The organism is Mucilaginibacter gossypiicola, from assembly GCF_900110105.1.
GTDB lineage: Bacteria > Bacteroidota > Bacteroidia > Sphingobacteriales > Sphingobacteriaceae > Mucilaginibacter > Mucilaginibacter gossypiicola.
In genome coordinates this window covers 106,950-125,595 of record NZ_FOCL01000009.1, presented here as the reverse complement: position 1 = coordinate 125,595, position 18,646 = coordinate 106,950, and the positions used below count along the sequence as shown (strand labels likewise).

Sequence of the window (18,646 nt, the reverse complement as noted above, 5' to 3'; positions counted from 1 at the left end):
AATCCTCCCCGAGGGGGAGGACTTTAAAAGCCTTTTAATTAACAATTTTACATTTTATCTCCCTCTCCAAAGGAGTGGGCAGGGGGTGAGGTTTACGGTACCTCAACCGCGTTCAGGATCGCTGTAATGATATCCTCGCTGGTGATGTTTTCTGCTTCGGCCTCATAGCTTAAGCCAACGCGATGCCTTAACACGTCATGGCAAACAGCACGCACATCCTCAGGGATCACATAGCCGCGGCGCTTAATAAAGGCATATGCTTTTGCTGCCAAAGCCAAACTGATACTTGCCCTTGGCGATGCACCAAAGGTAATCAGCGTTTTATATTTGGCAAGCTTAAACTGATCAGGGAAACGAGTAGCGAAAACAATATCGATGATATATTGCTCGATCTTTTCGTCCATATAAACCTCGCGTACTATTTTGCGGGCTTTGATGATCTCTTCGGGCTTGATAATGGCGTTTGGCTTATTCATGCCTGAAGGCGAAATGTTAGCCCGCATGATCTTTTTCTCATCCTCTTTGTTAGGATACTTGATCACTACTTTCAGCATAAAACGATCTACCTGTGCTTCGGGCAGGGGATAGGTACCTTCCTGCTCAATCGGGTTTTGGGTTGCCAATACCAGGAATGGATCGGGCAGTTTGTAGGTGGTATCGCCAATAGTTACCTGGCGCTCCTGCATGGCCTCAAGCAATGCACTTTGCACTTTGGCAGGCGCACGGTTGATCTCATCGGCCAAAACAAAGTTTGAGAAGATTGGGCCTTTGCGCACAATAAACTCTTCTTTCTTTTGGTTGTAGATCATGGTACCCAGTACGTCGGCAGGGAGCAAATCCGGTGTAAACTGGATCCGGCTAAAATCGGCCTGGATAGCTCTTGACAGCGTATTGATGGCCAGCGTTTTTGCCAGGCCCGGTACGCCTTCCAGTAAAATGTGACCATTGGCCAATAAGCCGATCAGCAAGCGCTCAACCATGTAACGCTGACCTACGATCACTTTATCCATCTCCATGATCAGCAGATCGATAAATGCGCTTTCTCTTTGTATCATTTCATTCAGCGCCCTGATATCGGTTGAATACGATGTCGGAGCTGCCGAAGTGACATTTCCTGTATAGCTATTTTGTTCTTCCATTAAATTTTTTCGTTTCGGTAGGCAAACTTAAACACCCGCCCAATTTTTCGCCAACTAAAATCTATTCTTAAATGTTAAAAAGTGTTAAATCGTAATGTATCGTGGCCGATATATCTGTTTAGCACTCACAATGTTTGGTGGTAATTGTTAAATCCGGCCCTGTTAAATCCCCAATATACATTATTTAGTTGCTTTTGTACATATAACGTACTAAAAGACATTTTATTGAATGGTGAGTTGTATGGGCTTTCGAACTCGCGCTCGTTTGCAACGAGTGCGTAAACTGGGTTTGCGTTTATAACGCAACAGGCGATACAATCGCCAAACCATATTAAGCACTCGTTGCAAACGAGCGCAAGAATGAGATTTCCTGTAAAAACAAATAAAAACCATGTCATTGCGAGCGATAGCGTGGCAATCGCATGCTATACAGAGCCGCCATGCAAAGTTCGCGATTGCTTCGTCGCCCCTAATGCGCGCGAGGCCTCACTTCGCTTCTCGCAATGACATTTATTTGATTACGAACGCTTCACAAACAAAAAAAGCCGCTCATCGCGGCTTTTCATATATAAATCTATAATAATTCTATTCTTCAACCATTTCGCTGTTGGGGCTGGCTATTTCGGGTTTTTCATGTTTGAAATAGCGCTTCTGATACAGGAGAATCATAATTACGCCTACGCAGATAGAGGCATCGGCGAGGTTAAATACCGGCCTGAAAAACTCGAATGATTCACCTGCCCATAACGGGAACCACGACGGATAGGTGCCGCGTAGCAACGGAAAGTAAAACATATCAACCACACGGCCATGAAATATCGGGGCATATTTATACATCAAACCATAAAAGGTTGAATCAATGATATTGCCCATAGCACCGGCTAAAATGAGTGCTACGTTCATGATGAGCCCGCGGTGGTATTTATGTTTAATTAAATAAATAAGGGTGTAAATTATACCGCAAACCGCAACTATGCGGAACAGCGTTAAAGCCAGTTTACCCGCATCGCCGCCCCATTCCATGCCAAATGCCATGCCGTTGTTTTCGGTATAATGCAACATACCCCGGCTCCCCAGGAAACGAATTTCTTCGCCCATTTGCATGTGTGCACGAACCCAGGTTTTAATGATCTGGTCGGCAAGGATGATAAAGGCAGCAGTTAAAAAAGGTTTGGTATAAGCAGCCTTCATTTATTGCTTTAATTTAGCTTCCATTGAAAGGGTGGTGTGCGGAACAGCACGTAAACGCTCTTTCGGGATCAGCTTGCCCGTTTCGCGGCAAACACCGTAAGTTTTATTTTCAATACGTACAAGCGCAGCCTCAAGCTGCTCAATGAACTTTTTCTGACGTGCGGCCAATTGGTTAATCTGCTCTTTTTCAAGCGTGGCCGAACCATCTTCTAATGTTTTGTAAGTACCGGCGGTATCATCGGTGCCGTTGGCATTAGGCGAACTCAATGACGTAGCCAATGAGTTTAATTCCTCGCGGGCTATGCGCATTTTATCCAGGATAATCCCTTTAAATTCCTGCAGGTCAGCTTCAGAATATCTGGTTTTTTCTTGTTCTTGTTTCATTATACTTTACTAATAGCAATCAATATTTCTTGTTCATCAATTGTAACAGGTTCTCCCTCGGTCAGGTTGTCCACAAACACGATGCTATCGGCCAGGATTTCGGCGCAAATATAGGATAGATTGTTTTCCACGGCCTCTTTGATCACCGGGGTGCTGCTTGCCTGCACATTTATCCTGTCAGTTACTTCAAATCCTTTGGTCTTACGTATATTCTGCACACGGTTGATAAACTCGCGCGAGATACCTTCCTGTTTCAATTCGTTGGTTATGGTAACATCTAAAGCCACGGTTAGTTTTCCCAAATTTGCCACCTGCCATCCGGGAACATCTTCGGCTATGATTTCAACGTCGGTAGCTAATACTTCGTATTTGCCATCAAGAACCTGGATGTTGCCGTTAGTTTCTAAAGCGGTGATATCATCCTGGGTGAAATTTGTGATGGCTTCGGCTACAACTTTCATATCCTTACCTACTTTTTGGCCTAAGGCCTTAAAGTTTGGCTTTATTTTCTTTTTAATGAAACCAGTGGTATCGGTAATATACTCGATATCCTTAATGTTGGTTTCAGACAAAATGAGGTCTTTAACCTGCTCAACGTGTAATTTAAAGCTTTTATCCAGTATTGGCAATAAAATTTTGCTTAATGGCTGGCGCACGTTGATATTCACCTTTTTACGTAGCGAAAGCACTAATGACGAGATATCCTGGGCCAGCTGCATGCGCTCTTCAAGCTCGGCATCAACAAGGCTGCTGTCGTACTCAGGGAAGTAAGCCAGGTGTACCGATTCAAATTCTTCCTTGCCGGTAACAGCATTCAGATCACAATATAACCTATCGGCAAAGAACGGCGCAACAGGCGACATTAGCTTGCTGATAGCAATTAAACAGGTATATAATGTTTGGTATGCTGATAATTTATCTTGCGGATCATCTGATTTCCAGAAACGGCGACGGCTTAAGCGGATAAACCAGTTGCTGAAATGCACATCCACAAACTCCTGGATAGCGCGGGTGGCCTTTGTTGGTTCAAAATCGGCATAATAACCGTCAACCTCTTTGCTGAGGGTGTTTAGGAGTGATATAATCCATCGGTCAATTTCAGGGCGTTTGCTGTTTTCTATTTCCGGCTCACTGTATGTGAACTTATCAATATTAGCGTACAGCGTAAAGAATGAATAGGTGTTGTACAGCGTGCCAAAAAACTTACGCCTAACTTCATCTATACCTTCTTCATTAAATTTAAGGTTATCCCATGGCGATGCATTGCTGATCATGTACCAGCGGGCGGCATCAGCGCCATATTTTTCAATGGTCGCGAATGGATCAACGGCGTTGCCTAAACGCTTAGACATTTTGTTGCCGTTTTTATCCAATACAAGGCCGTTTGAAACCACGTTTTTAAACGCGATGCCTTTGTTACCCACCTGCTCGTTGATGGCTTTTACCTCGTCACTTGCTTCGCTTAGCATTGCGGCTATCGCGTGCAGGGTGAAGAACCAACCACGAGTTTGGTCAACACCTTCGGCAATGAAATCAGCCGGATAGGCACTCTTGAATTCTTCCTGACCTTCAAACGGGAAATGCCATTGCGCATAAGGCATAGCACCCGAATCAAACCAAACGTCGATCAGGTCGGGCTCGCGCAGCATTTTATTACCTGTTGACGATACTAATACCACATCATCAACATAAGGGCGGTGCATATCTTCCAACACAAAACCCTCAGGCATGAAACCTGCTTTGATTGATTTCGCGATCTCTGTATTTAATTCAGCAATCGAACCAATACAGATTTCTTCAGTGCCGTTTTCTTCGCGCCAGATAGGTAGCGGGGTACCCCAGTAGCGAGAACGGGAAAGGTTCCAGTCAACCAAATTTTCCAGCCAGTTACCAAAACGACCGGTACCGGTTGATTCCGGTTTCCAGTTGATGGTTTTGTTTAGCTCAACCATTTTATCCTTAACCGCGGTAGTGCGGATAAACCAGCTATCAAGCGGATAATATAATATCGGCTCGTCGCTGCGCCATGAGTGAGGGTAGCTGTGCTCGTATTTCTTAACGTCGAACGCGCGGTTCTCAGTTTTTAATTTGATAGAGATGAGTACGTCGGTTGGTTTAAAACCTTCTTCGGCACGCTCGGCATCAGTATAATATTCTTCTTTAACGTAACGACCCGCATAATCGGTAACTTCGTCAACAAAACGGCCCTGTTTGTTCACCAGTGGAACATCCTTGCCGGTTTCGTCTTTTACCATTACTGATGGTACGTTGTTTTCCTTACAGGCCCTGAAGTCGTCGGCACCAAAAACAGACGCGGTGTGTACTATACCTGTACCGTCTTCGGTAGTAACAAAATCGGCCGGGATAACGCGGAAAGCGTTTTGCTCCAGATCTTCATTGGTTACATACGGCATCAGTTGTTCGTAGTGGATGCCCACCAGCTCACTGCCTTTTACTTCGGCCTCAATTTTCCATGGGATGATCTTGTCGCCGCCTTTGTAATCGGCAAATGAAGCATTCTCACCTTCGGCCTTAAAGTATTTTTTAACCAGGTCTTTAGCCAAAACCACATAAACCGGCAGGAAAGTGTACGGGTTAAAAGTGCTGATCTTAACGTAGGTAATGCCTTCGCCAACGGCAAGGGCGCAGTTTGAAGGTAAAGTCCATGGTGTGGTTGTCCAGGCCAGGATAAATACTTCAGTATCTATGCCATTAAACAAAAACGCAGAATCCGCATCTTTTTTTACCTTGAATTGTGCTACTATCGTGGTATCCTTCACCATTTTGTAGGTGCCCGGCTGGTTAAGCTCGTGTGAGCTTAAACCGGTACCTGATTTTGGCGAGTATGGCTGTACGGTATAACCTTTGTACAGCATATCTTTTTTATGCAACTCCTTCAGTATCCACCAAAGGCTTTCAATATATTCGTTTTTGTAGGTGATGTACGGATCGTTCAGGTCGACCCAGTAACCCATTTTTTCGGTCAGGTCGTTCCAAACGTCAGTATAGCGCATTACCTCCTTGCGGCAGGCATCGTTATAATCTTTTACACTTATTTTTTTGCCGATATCATCTTTAGTGATACCAAGGGCTTTTTCAACAGCAAGCTCAATAGGCAAGCCATGGGTGTCCCAGCCGCCTTTGCGTTTTACCTGGTAACCTTTAAGGGTTTTGTAACGGCAAAAAATATCTTTAATAGAGCGCGCCATTACGTGGTGAATACCAGGCATACCGTTAGCGCTCGGCGGCCCTTCATAAAAAGTATAAGGGTTACCTGCCGGACGGCTGGTAATGCTTTTTTCGAAAATGTTTTTCTGTTTCCAGAAGTCCAGTATCTCTTTGCCGGTTTGCGATAAGTTTAACTGCTTATATTCCTTGTACATCTATTATTTCACCTCGTTTTTAAGAGGTTGCAAAAATACAGAAATTAAAAATGATTTTTTTAATTTACGCCGATGAAAAATAAAGCAAAACGCTCTGTTTATCTTTTATTAATAGGTGTTATCCTGTTTTCGGCAGGAATGGCCATTCCCAGTGGCCCGGCCGATAAATGGGATGATTACGCGCGTGGTGCAGGAGCTGGATTGTTCATTGCCGGTTTCATTGGCCTGGTGACCTGGCTTATTGATGTAGTTAAGGAAAATAAGTGAGTTTTCTGAACCCGAATTTGTGGAATTAATGAATTGACAGATAGCTTGGCCATTGTTGGAGTTGTCAACAACAATTATGCGTCATGTCTTGTTGCTTAATGTTTATAAAAAAAGCGCCGGTGAAAAATATGCGTTTCATCATAGAAACCATTATTTTTAATTATGCTAAAACGCCTTATCATTTTAATTATTCCTGCTATTTTGTACTGTAGCTGTACCTCAAATACTGTACCTCATAGTAAAGCTCCGGGCATTTCAGGGTTCCCTAAACAAACTAAGCATGCAGAAATAGAAAATGCTTTAACCGATAGCGCGAAGCTGGTTAAGCGTTTACTCAATTTGGGGCTTCCCGAATTTCCTGTCAGTACAACAGATTCTTCATCCGGGCCTGCTCCAATTGAAACTTCTGCTTCCAATTCAATTGATCTTTCTGCTTTTAAAGAAAAAAAGCTTACGGGGCTTAAGTTAAAACTAAGGGAAAGGCAAATAGGTGCAAGTATCATTGATGGAGAGGACAGGCCATCGACATTTGATCTGGCAGACTCTACTTTCAAGTCTGACTGGTTCTTGATCGCCATGAAGCCACGGTTTTTTTTGGTGTTAATAGATGGATCGATACTTGTAGCATTGACCTACAAATTGAAGGTAATTGACGCAATGCGTATTGTAGCTTACGACCCTTTAGGAAATAGTCATTTTCAAGGTAGTTTAAATACAACTATAAGCAAAGATCTTACGTTGAGGCTTCATTATTTGTACGAAATGCAGATCGATGAAAAATATAATTATGATTCCCAAATTGAAGATGATATCTGGAAAGTTAACGCCAATGGACATTTTAAGTTTATAAAAACCAAAATAGTTAAGGAACTTAATAATTGATAATGCTTCCTGCCGTTGTTGGTGTTGTCACCAACAACTCTCTACGCGCGGTATTTGAAAAGACTTTTGGATATCATAAAGCATGGGGCAAAAGTTGTTGGTGACAACACCAACAACGGGCAGTTGAAAGTTGGGTATTGCGTTAATCACGTTATGGCGTCTCAGCTTCATTTTCGGTTTTATGCCCTAACCAGATCAGTGAGAAAGAAAATGAGAATATATAGATCAGATGGGCTATAACGCATATGGTAATATTGTCGCCCGGTTTGCCTTGTCCCAATAACGTAGCTGTCGGGATAGTTCCGGCGAGTAAATAAGTTATTAAGTTTAGAATAATGAGGCCTAAGAGGCATTTAATCGCAGCGGGGATAAGTCGATTTGATTTTATAGCCAGATTGATGAGGGGCCAGGTAATAAATGAAACTAACAAATAGCCAATATTGAAGAATAAAGTAAACCCCATCATTTCGCCGGAGCCTGAAAATAAGCTAACTATCATTGATGTGATAAAGGCAATTGTACTGAACGTTAAGACAAATTTCATGATGTTAACCTACACGGTGTTAGGTAAATTATAAAAGTTTTTCTTGATTTCGATTTCATGGAGGTGGTTCCTGTCCCGAGTTCAATTTACGACCGAAAACTTCAAATTTTTTATCGCTTGTTTAAATACTAAAACTTTAGTTGATGCGTTATGGATAAGATTAAAAAATAAAAGCCTCCTTGCACTCGCTGCTTGGAGGCTTTAAACCTAAACCTTATCACAAATCAAGGTGGTAACCTTGTATTGAAATAGCTGCAAATCTAATACATGGATTGTTAAAATCAAAAAAAAACCGACGAATAAGACGAATGTGTCGACGGATTAGCAAAAATTATCATTTTTCGTTCAAATTTTTCTAAAAAAGCAAACCTCTGGGTTACCTTTATATCCATGCTAAAGCATAATAGGATGTACAAATTTGAAAAATCCTATATACTTGCATGCGATCTTAAACCTCCACATGGTATTTTATGTATCCGAAAGACCTGATCGGAAAGAGAATAACAGATATTTATTGCCTGGTTAAGATCGGGCAATACGAACTTGATTTTGCCAGCTGTTTTATTGAGCTTGAAGGAGGTGTGTTTGTAAGCATTCCTTATGATTTTAATGATGAAGTGAGGATAGAAACGCCCGATCCAGGTGCGAAAAGTATTTTCCTGCATCCTTCGATTAAAATAGAGCATGTTAACCCGGGAAAGAAATCAATTGCCGAACTGGCTTATAATAATTACACAGGCTGGAAAAGACTGATAGTTAAGATAAGGCACATCTTTGCTTACCGGCCTTATAAAACAGAATTTGCTGAAAACAAATTAATGAACATTAAAGGCAGGGGCATAGTTGATTTGCTTAGTTCAGGGTTTGAGGACGAAAAGCTGATTGTAGAACTTGATAACGGTTATTTCATTACCGAAACAACATTAGCTCCAAGCGGCTTAGGCCTTGCAGGGATTAATTATTTTACCTGCCTGGCTGATTTACTTGATGGGGAAGAGGATGATTTAATGAGGCTATCAACAACATGGGCTTCGCTATAGCACAAAATGTTCACGGTCTAATACCATCAAGTCTCTGTTTAAAACTTGAAACGGCGGGCGGTTCTCCATGTTGTCACTCATGCACGCATCCCTGAGCTCTTCAAGTTTTAATATTAACCGGGAATCTGCTTCATTACACAAACTGATAAGGTCATCAAGTAAACAGCCATAAGCTCGTACTTCCAGCAATTCAAGTTTTTTTGCGGTTCCTGTATCTGACAGGTCATAAAAACAGGCAGCCCCAAAATCGCTGAATAGCGTGTTGGCATCATCGTCAACCAAAATGTTGTGGGCGTAAAGGTCGCTGTGCATGATGCCATTGCTGTGCAGGTGTTCTGCAACTGAGGCGATAGTGCTTGCAATTTTTAAAATGTGTGCCGGTGAAAGGCCCATGCCGGGTTTAAAAACATCCCGTGTACAACTTACCAGGCTGGGCGGCATGCCGAGATTGTAAAAAGTTTGGGGTATGAGTTTCATCACCAGTCCTTTTTTTCCTTCGGGGTGGTTGCTGATCTGGCCAATCAGCTCTACCAGTCCCTCATGATTGCCGGCGGTGATACAGGCGTTCATTTCGTCTTCGGGCAGGCCATCGCTGGTAACCGCTCCTTTAAATATTTTAACTGCAACCTCGCTGATTTCATTATCATGCTTCCATGTGGCTTTAGAGATCACGCCCGAGGCTCCTTCTCCAAGCAACTGGTTAATTTCCAGTTCATAGCTGTCAATTAATTCAAGCGGCTGTACTGTTGGTTTGTAGCTGAAAGGATTACCCGAAAAAGCCAGCCATGATAGTTTAGGTATCGACAAGAGCCATTCAGGAAACTCATTTAACTGATTAGCCGAGATCCGGAGTAATTCCAGGTTAAGGCAACTGGCAAGTGAAGTCGGTAACTCCGTTAATTTATTGCCTGCAAGCATTAGTTTCTGCATCCTGCTGCAATTGCCTATTTCGCCAGGTAATGCCATGATCTGGTTATTGGTAAGGATGAGCCAGCGAAGATTGGTATTAACCGATTTTGGTGGTACGGTTTCTATCCGGTTTGATTTAAAGCCCACAATATCCAGCAGCGGACAATCAGCCAGCACATCAGGCAAAATCTTGAACTGGTTTTCCGAACAAAAAAAAATCTTTAGTTCTTGGAGCCGGCCAAAATCTGCGGGTAAAGAGCTTAGGTTATTGAACGATAGATCAAGATATTCCAGTGTATCTGCCAGTTCAAAAATTTCAACCGGGAAATGGGAAAGGCTCTCTGACAGTTTAAGCGATACCGCCCCTTTTAGTTCTCCGTTTTGTAACTGCTTTAATGTTTGCATAGGCTGGAGGCAAAGGAACAAAAAAATGCTTAACATTTTGGTTGTGCTGCGCGGATAGCGACAACCTTGTCTTAGGGGCTGTTTAAAAATGATTGTTTTAAATGTAGAGACGCATCACATGCGTCTCCCGCGTGCAATTTCCGACGGGATTAGAAGTCTTTTGAATCGGCCCGTCTGCGGGGAGACGCATGTGATGCGTCCCTACAAAAAACTTTCCATTCGTTTTTAAACAGTTTCTTAGGGGGCTTTCATTTCTTAATCTAAGTCATCTTTTTGTTTGTTCATTTCTTCCATTTTTGACGCAACAATAACGAGATCATATTATCAATTTAAACATCGTCATCATGGAACGCACCATTACAACAACTAAGAAAACGGCTATAAAATCTCATGTAAATTTGTTGCGATTGTTCATAGCCATCGTAGTCATAATTTTAACAAGTTTTACAAACAGTTGGGCACAAACAAATGCTTCGGCATTACCCAAGTCAGGAACATCGGCAGTATTGGGGCAAATAGATGGCATTAATATAGCTACCGCAGTTCAATCCCCGTCCAATCAGCAAACGCCACTTCAGGTTATTTGCGTTTTTGAATATACCGAAGGAGATATTTTTAACTCGCCGCCCGCATTGCCGCGCAACCTTAATGGCCTGGTGCACATAGATGATGCTTTAAAAGGAATACTCACCGAATTGCGAAAGAGCGGCAGGTTTGAAGGCCGGGCACTGGAAACCATATTAATAACATCGCCCGCCGGCAGCATGCCCGCCGAGAAACTGTTGATTATAGGGCTTGGAGACCGCAGAGCATTTAATCCCGAACTGATGACGTGCGTTGGCCGTGTAGAAATGCGTGAAGCTTTGAGGCTTGGGGTAAGCAGTTATTCGCACGCCAGTGATTTAAAAGATGCGGGGATTGACTCACCTACTGGCGCTGTTGCGGTGAATGTTATTAAAGGTGCTACAAATGCTTATGAAACTGAGCTTTTTTTGAAAGGTCATTCGTTGAGCTCGGCTAAGCCTATAACTCAAATAACATTACTTGCCGGGCCGGCATTCTTTCAAACTACGGCTGATGCAGTTAAAGCTTTTGTTAGTACTGCTAAGGGGAATTAACCATAGTCTTACAATCAGCTTGTTAGTTAACTTTACGTAGGTTGTTAATTTTGGCGGATGCAGCAATTTGATACCCCTCCCGCTGGTCACGAACTGTTGGAAATGCTTAGGGACGATAATATCAATGCTTTTGATGTATTGTTCAGGCTGTATTGAAAAGCGCTTTTTGTGCGGGTGAGTTTTTATAATTATATCGATATTTACTTACACTATAACATTAATCGATAGAATTATAGTTTCATGGCAACCCTGCTTATCCTGGGCGCTACTGGTCGTACCGGGGCGCATTTGCTGCGTCTGGCGCTTTCAGAAGGCCACATCGTACATGCGTTGGTGCGCGACCGCAATAAGATAAACATAAGTTCGCCAGCCTTGTTTTTGTTTGAAGGATTGCCGACTGATATGGCACAGTTGCGAAAAGCGGCCTTCGGTTGTGAAGCGATTATCAGTACGCTGAATATATCCCGTACATCGGACTGGCCATGGTCAAAGCTCCGTACGCCGGTGAACCTGCTTTCGGAAACGGTTAGGGAGGTAATAGGTATCGGAGAACAATCACCACGTCGGATCATCATTACTTCGGCCTGGGGAGTTAATGAGTCAAGGCAGGACATACCCGGATGGTTTCGCTGGCTGATAGATCATAGTAATATCGGTCCGGCCTATGCAGATCATGGTATGCAGGAAAATCTGCTGACAGGTAGCAGATTGGATTGGACCGTGGTTCGCCCAGTTGGGCTGGTTAACCTGAATAGGAATAAGCCAATAAAAGTTAGTATTAGTGGAAAGCCAAAGCCCCGGCTAATCATTAGCCGCGAGGCCGTCGCCCGCTTTTTGTTGAACCAGGTAACCGACAAGCGTTATATAAGGGCTTGCCCGGTTATTTATCAGTAATATTCCCGTTAAGAATTCGGCGGTTATGAGTATCACCACATTAAAATGTTTTGGGTTTAAGTGTAGGGGATTTTAGCCGGTTGTTTTATCAGTCTCTAATCATTTTCTCTTGAATTTACGCCTGATAGCGAAATTTGACTTATGGATTTTCAATTCTTAGCATGTAATAGGGGTACACGTTTTGGGATACTCGCAAAACAACGACGCCGTGTTTATGGATGGTGATTTTTTTTGATCTGCCTATTTGTCCAAGGTTTTTATGCATCCATAAGTCCCGCAACTTGCTTTTGGAACTGATGTTAATCTTTTCTGCCGACAAATCGAAAACGGTTTCATGATCACTGCGGTTCATGACAGCAATAGCACACGAATTATCGCTATTTACTCCCAGGGGCTTTACCCAAACATCAACATTGTTTTCGCGAAATATCCTCTTCGCCTGCTTAAAGCCGGGATCTTGATTTAATGCGATTATTTCTTTGTTTGTAAGTATGTCGATGGTTTGTTTAGACATGGTGCGAAGGTCGTTTCCGGCCAGCAATGGCGAATTAAGCATACACCACATAGAAAAATGAGTCTTATCCTCGTCATAACTCATGCCCCGACCTACCTGTAGCATGTCCATATCATTGTAATGGCCGGATGATGCATATTTATCTAATCCGGCATCAATATCTATGATCGCGAGGATAGACGAAAACTTCGCGCTGATGTCTCCGGATATTCTCCATGAATCCGCTTTGTTGATGGCCCATTCCCCGGGAAACTTCCAACGGCAAACGTTGAAAACAATATTGCTGTCAATGGCTTTCGTTGCCGAAATAATTTTCGTGTACTCTGTTTGCTCATCAAGCTTCAGGACTTCCCCTCCGCACCAGTCCACCTTAAGAAAGTTAAAGCCCCAGTCTTTAAAAAACAGGTTACAATCTTGGTCAATGTGCCCGTATATTCCCGATCCTACGCCTTTCTCATCCTTATCCCATATCGAACCGCAGGTATTTTTTCCAGCATCGGTATAAATGCCAGCTTTAAGTTTTTTAGAGTGGATGTAATCAACAAGTGCTTTCATACCTGATGGGAATTTGCGGGTGTCCACAAATAATTTCCCATTCATGTCGCGGCCTCCGAAGTAGCCGTCATCAATATTAATAAAGCGGTAGCCCGCATCATACAAACCGCTTGTTATCATTGCGTCAGCTTGTTGCCTTAGCATTTGCTCATCAATATTAACGCGAAAATTGTTCCAACTGCTCCAACCCATTATTGGCGCTTTTGTCACTTGTGCTGTTGATTGGAGCGCAATAAAAATAGCAAGGAAAGGTATCAGGAATATAATTCTTGAGGTTCGACGGGTGAAATTCATAGGCATAAATATAAGCGGAAAGCGGTCGTTGACAAGCGTATTGAACTCGCTAATATGACTGGGGGCAAATGTTTGTGTTTTTTTAATTGAAAAATTTAGGGGCGGTGTCGTATATCATGCAAAAAAGGCGTCAAAAACCTCTTGATATGAGCAAACGTTTGCGCGATGTATTTTGAGAATGGAACTGCAGGAGCTAAAATACAGGTAAGAGATATTAGCGAGTGGTTAGTACCTGTTTAAAAACGATTCGAGATTTTTTCGGGTAGAGACGCATAATTGCGTCTCCTGTAGGACAAGTAGCTTTGCATGTCATTTTACTACCGTAAATAGCATGCGGGAGACGCTACAGTTAAAAAACAATCAAATTTAATCAGCTTTTTAGATTAAAATAAAAAAGCCTAACATTGCTGTTAGGCTTCTCTGTGGGAACTACTGGGTTCGAACCAGTGACCCTCCCGATGTAAAATCGGGATGCTCTGAACCAGTTGAGCTAAGCCCGGATGAGTTTCTCTATCATTATTCGGCTCTTCCAATTCTTTATTTGCTTTTCCCTCTTTAAGGCTGAGGCTTTATCCAAATGCTGCTCTTTCCATTTTAATACCCAGTCACCAGTTTTGCCAGTGAAGCCATTATGGTTTGTGTTGTGTTTGCGAATGCGGTCTTCAATATCCTGGCAGGAACCGATGTAGTATTTATTTCTTTCAGGTGAGAAAAGTATATAGGCAAAATACATAGCGATTGGTTAGGTTAAAATAAAAAAGCCTAACAAAAATGTTAGGCTTTTCGTGGGAACTACTGGGTTCGAACCAGTGACCCTCTGCTTGTAAGGCAGATGCTCTGAACCAGCTGAGCTAAGCTCCCTTTTTTGCTTCTTCGTTCAAGTGACCCTCCCGATATAAAATCGGGATGCTCTGAACCAGCTGAGCTAAGCTCCCTTTGTTTTTGATTTTACCATATGTTTAGTAAAACCGAGCGGCGAAGTTAAATCACTTTGCCATATAATGCAAATACTTTTGTGAAGTATTTGCAAGGAGTGCAAGTATAAAAAAGCCCAACATTGCTGTTAGGCTTTTTGTGGGAGCTACTGGGTTCGAACCAGTGACCCTCTGCTTGTAAGGCAGATGCTCTGAACCAGCTGAGCTAAGCTCCCTTGCTTTTGGGACTGCAAATATAGGAGTTGATGTTTGTTTGTCAAAATAAAATTTGAAAAATTTTTATATGGCTGATTTTCAATAAATAAGAATGCTGTTTACTTCACATCCCGGTATTGGGCACGCGGGCGGGGATCTTCGGGGAGGATTTCCATCTCGGGAAATTCGATATAATGGGCATACCATTGTATGGCGCCTACTAAATCAAGTGCGTCTTCTGCGGCAACATTCACGGTTTCAAAGGCATAGAGCTTATGTTCGGCATATCCGTAAAGCTGGATTTCGTTATCATCCGGACTGAACCGCTCTTCATCAAGGCAATAAACTTTTACCTTAAGGCGTGTATCCCTGGAGTGGATCACATCCCTGCAGGGGTTTTGAGGATCGGTTGCCAGTAAATATACATTGTAGTCCATAATGGGGTTAACAAAGTTTAAATGGGATGGTTTCTTTTATTAAGCATTTAATATCCGGAATTGTTTGATTTTTTTAGCCATTTCCCAGGGTGTGGAAATCGCACCCATGTTTGGGGAAAAATTCTACAGTTTAACATTTAGGTAATATTAAAAAGCTGTTTTTTAAGCAAATAAGCACTTGTTTGTCAATTGGCATTTCGTTTGAATAAATGTTATTACCCTTCTCAAAGGGTTGTTTTTCATAGGTAGATGTAGGGTCGAAATACTGCGAGAGTGTTTCGACCTTTTTTATTTACCTGGGTTGGCTGTAAGAAGTTGTTTGGATTAAATATTACTACGTAAAAGCAATACCACTTCGTCGTTCCATCTACTGATGATAAGATTAAAAAATTATCGTCATGTTGAGCTTGTTTCAACACCTCACTCGCTAAGCCATGTGCTAAGCAAATCGTTTACCTTTCTTGTGGGATGCTGAAACAAGTTCAGCATGATGTGGTGGAGATATTATTTTAGCTTCATACTCTATTTTAATACCTGTGAGATCAATTCCCTCTCAATTTGCAAAGTTTTAACCTTTGGGAAAATAATACCACCATTCCCGGAATGTATTTACACACTTTAAGTCCAATGTGAATCTAAAAAACGCTTTTTAGCGCTTTACGATATGTTTTTAGATCTGGCATCCGGTTTGAATTAGAGTTAATGTCCTTACTAAAAAGGACTGTTTTTCATAGGTAGATGTAGGGCCGGACCAACTGCGAGAGTTGTCCGGCCTTTTTTATTGTATGCTCTGTTTTGCCTGAAAATTAAAATGAGTTCTACCAAAATTAACCATTGGGAAATTAATTCCCGGTTCAGGGTGTCATTTCTACACATTGAGACTTGTTTTGGTTTTAAAAAGCTGCCAATTAGGCAATTAAAGCTGATTTTTGAGATTGGCATCCCGTTTGAATATGGTTTATTACCCTTCTCAAAGGGTTGTTTTTCATAGGTAGATGTAGGGCCGGAATAACTGCGAGAGTTGTCCGGCCTTTTTTATTTAATGAAAATTTAAATTCATTTTATTCCGTTGCTTTTTAATTAAGAATATTTAGCTAACAGTAGCTTATAATCCCCGGTTTTGGGATTGCTTTCCACATTAACTGTATGTTGTAGCTTTAAAAAGCTTATTTATAGGGGTATAAAGGCGGTTTTATGATTTGGCATCGGGTTTGGATAGGTATTAATACCCTTCTCATAGGGTTGTTTTCATAGGTAGATGTAGGGCCGAAAAACTGCGAGAGTTTTTCGGCCTTTTTTTATTATTCCTGAGTTTTTCTAAAACCTTACGCCATAAATAGAGTCCCCCGGTTTTTACTGAAAGTTAATTACTCTAATTAAGAGTGTGTTAATTATCAACTAATTACAATCCGTCACGTTGTTACAGGCGTATATCCATCTACAAAACAACTAATTATAGCATCAAAAAAATCGAACTCTATGAAAACATCTGAACAAGAAAGCATAGGCGGAGTAAACATGGCCCGAAGGTCATTTTTACGCTATGCGGGGTTAGGCGTGGCATCAGCCGGCCTTTTAGCTACAGCAGCATGCCACAAAGATCATAAGGTAATAGTTAGTGGAGGCATTGACATAGGTGCCAAAGGCGATCTTGCTATCCTCAATTATGCGTATGCGCTCGAACAACTGGAAGCCGCATTTTATATCCAGGTAATTACTACACCATATTCGGGCATGACATCTGATGAAAAAGCGCTTTTTACCAGTATTCGCGATCACGAGGTACTTCACCGCGAGTTTTTCAAAGCTGCTTTAGGCGGTAACGCGATCCCTGCACTTACTGTCGATTTTAGCACTATCGATTTTACCAAAAAATCTGCAGTGCTTGGCGCGGCCAAGGCATTTGAGGATACCGGTGTTAAAGCTTATGACGGTGCCGGTTACCTGATCCAGGATGCCGGTTATTTAACCATTGCAGGTAAAATTGTATCGGTTGAGGCCAGGCATGCGGCGCTGATCAGCAATATGCTGGTTGCAGGCTCATTTGCGGCCGATGATCAGGTTGACAGCAACGGCTTAAACAAATCGGCCACCATTGCTGAGGTGTTGCCTATTGCAAACACCTATCTGAAAACTAAAGTGAGCGCAACAAATTACAGTTACACAGCTTAATCCAACATCGCCATGAATTTATTTAATATAATAGACGAAATAGAAAAATTTGATCCGGAGCTGAACGACAGGCTTAACCCGCGTCGTGCAGCCATCAAAAATATAACCAGCTTCGGTTCAAAAGTAGCCCTGGCAGCGGTGCCGTTTGCTATGGGCGCTATGCTCAAAAGGGCATATGGTGCGGCTGCTGCCCCAACGGTGGTGGAGGTTTTAAATTATGCCTTAACGCTTGAGTATCTCGAATCATCATTTTATAATACAGGCGCTGCCTCTGCAGGTTTGATCCCTGCGGCAGGTGCTTCTTATATCAACACAGTAAAAGACGACGAGAACCAGCACGTTGCATTCCTGAAAACAGCTATTACTGCTTCGGGCGGTACGCCGGTTACTTCGCCTAAGTTTGATTTTACTGCCGGCGGCGGCACAGGCAACGGGCCGTTTAAAGGTTTGTTCAGCAATTATACCTTGTTTTTGAAAGTGGCATTGGCATTTGAAGATACAGGTGTACGCGCCTACAAAGGGCAGGCACCTAATTTGTTGGGCAATAAGGATATATTGACTGCTGCGTTATCTATTCACGCAGTAGAGGCCCGCCACGCATCAGCCATTCGTCAGTTGCTGGGCGTTTCTCCGTGGATCACCAGTACAGCTACTTTGGGTAATGATACAGGCGTGTCGCAAGTTAATGGCAATTATGATGGGGAGCAAAATGTTACCCAGGGCCCGGTTAATGTTACCACATTGCCAAGTGTTTCTGGCTCTACTACTTCGGTTGCTATTGCTACCGCTGCCTTTGATGAGCCTTTATCTATGGACCAGGTGTTAGCTTTATTAGTAGGTACTTTTATCTACACCTAAATAAAGTTGTTAATTGAGTTAAAAAAAGACCGGTTGCTTATAGCGCCGGTCTTTTTTTTTATACCTGAAGACTGAACTATTTGTTCAATGCCTGCTGGCCAAATTTTATGAGGTCGTTTGCTTTGATATAGCCCACAGTTCCTGAAACAGGTTTGCCTTTGCTGGTAAATATGATCATGGTAGGGTAGGCCTGCAACCCCCACTGGGCAGCAAGGGCCGGCCCTTGTCCTTTTTCCATATCAATGGCTACATTTACAAAGTTGTCGTTATAAAAGTCGGCTACTTTGTTGTTTTTGAATGTGGTAGCCTTAAGCATTTTGCAGGGACCACACCAACTGGCATAGGCATCTACAAAAATGTATTTGTTTTGGCGAGCAGCTTGTTTTAAGGCTTCGGTCCAGGAGTTTTCAATAAAATTGATCTGGGTTGATGACTTACTTACGTTATCCTGTGCCTTTACCGTAGAGCTGAGTACAAGAATGAGTGCAATGATAAAATAATTGATATGCAGGAGTTTCTTCATTATTAAT

The 18,646-nt window shown here is 42.4% G+C and carries 17 protein-coding genes and 2 tRNA genes; 7 read left to right on the top strand and 12 right to left on the bottom strand.

The window, feature by feature from the left end; all coding sequences use genetic code 11:
* Positions 1-92: 92 nt before the first annotated feature.
* From BMX50_RS25360 to ileS, 4 genes are all read right to left on the bottom strand, one after another.
* Positions 93-1,139 carry an AAA family ATPase gene (locus tag BMX50_RS25360; protein WP_091216535.1) on the bottom strand — a complete coding sequence of 349 codons (1,047 nt, stop codon included), beginning with the start codon at positions 1,137-1,139 and terminating at the stop codon, positions 93-95.
* 585 nt (positions 1,140-1,724) lie between these two features.
* A complete protein-coding gene (locus BMX50_RS25355) occupies positions 1,725-2,330 on the bottom strand; it encodes a lipoprotein signal peptidase (RefSeq protein WP_091216530.1) in 606 nt (201 codons plus the stop codon).
* Positions 2,331-2,714, bottom strand: a complete 384-nt coding sequence (locus BMX50_RS25350; RefSeq protein ID WP_090533802.1) for a TraR/DksA family transcriptional regulator — start codon at positions 2,712-2,714, stop codon at positions 2,331-2,333.
* Positions 2,714-6,097 carry an isoleucine--tRNA ligase gene (gene ileS, locus BMX50_RS25345; RefSeq protein WP_091216526.1) on the bottom strand — a complete coding sequence of 1,128 codons (3,384 nt, stop codon included), beginning with the start codon at positions 6,095-6,097 and terminating at the stop codon, positions 2,714-2,716. The genes BMX50_RS25350 and ileS overlap by 1 nt, the downstream gene beginning before the upstream one ends.
* A 72-nt stretch (positions 6,098-6,169) precedes the next feature.
* Here ileS and BMX50_RS25340 point away from each other — a divergent pair, with 72 nt between their 5' ends.
* Positions 6,170-6,364: a hypothetical protein gene (locus BMX50_RS25340; RefSeq protein ID WP_091216522.1), complete on the top strand. Its 195-nt coding sequence runs from the start codon at positions 6,170-6,172 to the stop codon at positions 6,362-6,364.
* Positions 6,365-6,526: 162 nt separating this feature from the next.
* Positions 6,527-7,246: a hypothetical protein gene (locus BMX50_RS25335; protein ID WP_143065262.1), complete on the top strand. Its 720-nt coding sequence runs from the start codon at positions 6,527-6,529 to the stop codon at positions 7,244-7,246.
* Positions 7,247-7,397: 151 nt separating this feature from the next.
* On the opposite strand, the gene BMX50_RS25330 is transcribed toward BMX50_RS25335, so the two are convergent.
* Positions 7,398-7,790, bottom strand: a complete 393-nt coding sequence (locus BMX50_RS25330) for a hypothetical protein (protein WP_091216515.1) — start codon at positions 7,788-7,790, stop codon at positions 7,398-7,400.
* Between the two features lie 470 nt (positions 7,791-8,260).
* On the opposite strand from BMX50_RS25330, the gene BMX50_RS25325 reads away from it, so the two are divergent.
* The gene (locus BMX50_RS25325) at positions 8,261-8,830 is read left to right on the top strand and encodes a hypothetical protein (protein WP_091216511.1); all 570 of its coding nucleotides are present in this window, start codon (positions 8,261-8,263) and stop codon (positions 8,828-8,830) included.
* Here the strand turns inward: BMX50_RS25325 and BMX50_RS25320 are convergent.
* The gene (locus BMX50_RS25320; protein ID WP_091216507.1) at positions 8,825-10,144 is read right to left on the bottom strand and encodes a leucine-rich repeat-containing protein kinase family protein; all 1,320 of its coding nucleotides are present in this window, start codon (positions 10,142-10,144) and stop codon (positions 8,825-8,827) included. The two genes, BMX50_RS25325 and BMX50_RS25320, sit on opposite strands and share 6 nt — an antisense overlap.
* Before the next feature lie 344 nt (positions 10,145-10,488).
* On the opposite strand from BMX50_RS25320, the gene BMX50_RS25315 reads away from it, so the two are divergent.
* Positions 10,489-11,262, top strand: a complete 774-nt coding sequence (locus tag BMX50_RS25315) for a M17 family peptidase N-terminal domain-containing protein (RefSeq protein WP_091216503.1) — start codon at positions 10,489-10,491, stop codon at positions 11,260-11,262.
* Between the two features lie 240 nt (positions 11,263-11,502).
* Positions 11,503-12,156, top strand: coding sequence for an NAD(P)-dependent oxidoreductase (locus tag BMX50_RS25310; RefSeq protein WP_091216500.1), 654 nt, complete (start codon positions 11,503-11,505; stop codon positions 12,154-12,156).
* 139 nt (positions 12,157-12,295) lie between these two features.
* Here BMX50_RS25310 and BMX50_RS25305 read toward each other — a convergent pair whose 3' ends face one another.
* The 5 genes from BMX50_RS25305 to BMX50_RS25280 all read right to left on the bottom strand — a co-directional run bounded on the left by BMX50_RS25305 (position 12,296) and on the right by BMX50_RS25280 (position 15,086).
* Positions 12,296-13,519: a glycoside hydrolase family 27 protein gene (locus BMX50_RS25305; RefSeq protein WP_091216497.1), complete on the bottom strand. Its 1,224-nt coding sequence runs from the start codon at positions 13,517-13,519 to the stop codon at positions 12,296-12,298.
* 490 nt (positions 13,520-14,009) lie between these two features.
* The gene (locus tag BMX50_RS25295) at positions 14,010-14,252 is read right to left on the bottom strand and encodes a GIY-YIG nuclease family protein (protein WP_091216494.1); all 243 of its coding nucleotides are present in this window, start codon (positions 14,250-14,252) and stop codon (positions 14,010-14,012) included.
* 53 nt (positions 14,253-14,305) lie between these two features.
* Positions 14,306-14,380: transfer RNA gene (locus tag BMX50_RS25290), tRNA-Val, on the bottom strand.
* Between the two features lie 214 nt (positions 14,381-14,594).
* Positions 14,595-14,669 (bottom strand) — tRNA-Val (locus BMX50_RS25285).
* 99 nt (positions 14,670-14,768) lie between these two features.
* Positions 14,769-15,086 carry a hypothetical protein gene (locus BMX50_RS25280; RefSeq protein ID WP_091216493.1) on the bottom strand — a complete coding sequence of 106 codons (318 nt, stop codon included), beginning with the start codon at positions 15,084-15,086 and terminating at the stop codon, positions 14,769-14,771.
* A 1,479-nt stretch (positions 15,087-16,565) separates the two neighbouring features.
* On the opposite strand from BMX50_RS25280, the gene BMX50_RS25275 reads away from it, so the two are divergent.
* A complete protein-coding gene (locus BMX50_RS25275) occupies positions 16,566-17,258 on the top strand; it encodes a ferritin-like domain-containing protein (RefSeq protein WP_091216487.1) in 693 nt (230 codons plus the stop codon).
* A 12-nt stretch (positions 17,259-17,270) separates the two neighbouring features.
* Positions 17,271-18,116, top strand: a complete 846-nt coding sequence (locus BMX50_RS25270) for a ferritin-like domain-containing protein (protein ID WP_091216485.1) — start codon at positions 17,271-17,273, stop codon at positions 18,114-18,116.
* Positions 18,117-18,192: 76 nt separating this feature from the next.
* Here the strand turns inward: BMX50_RS25270 and BMX50_RS25265 are convergent, their stop codons facing one another.
* Positions 18,193-18,639 carry a thioredoxin family protein gene (locus BMX50_RS25265; protein ID WP_091216483.1) on the bottom strand — a complete coding sequence of 149 codons (447 nt, stop codon included), beginning with the start codon at positions 18,637-18,639 and terminating at the stop codon, positions 18,193-18,195.
* Between the last annotated feature and the right edge of the window lie 7 nt (positions 18,640-18,646).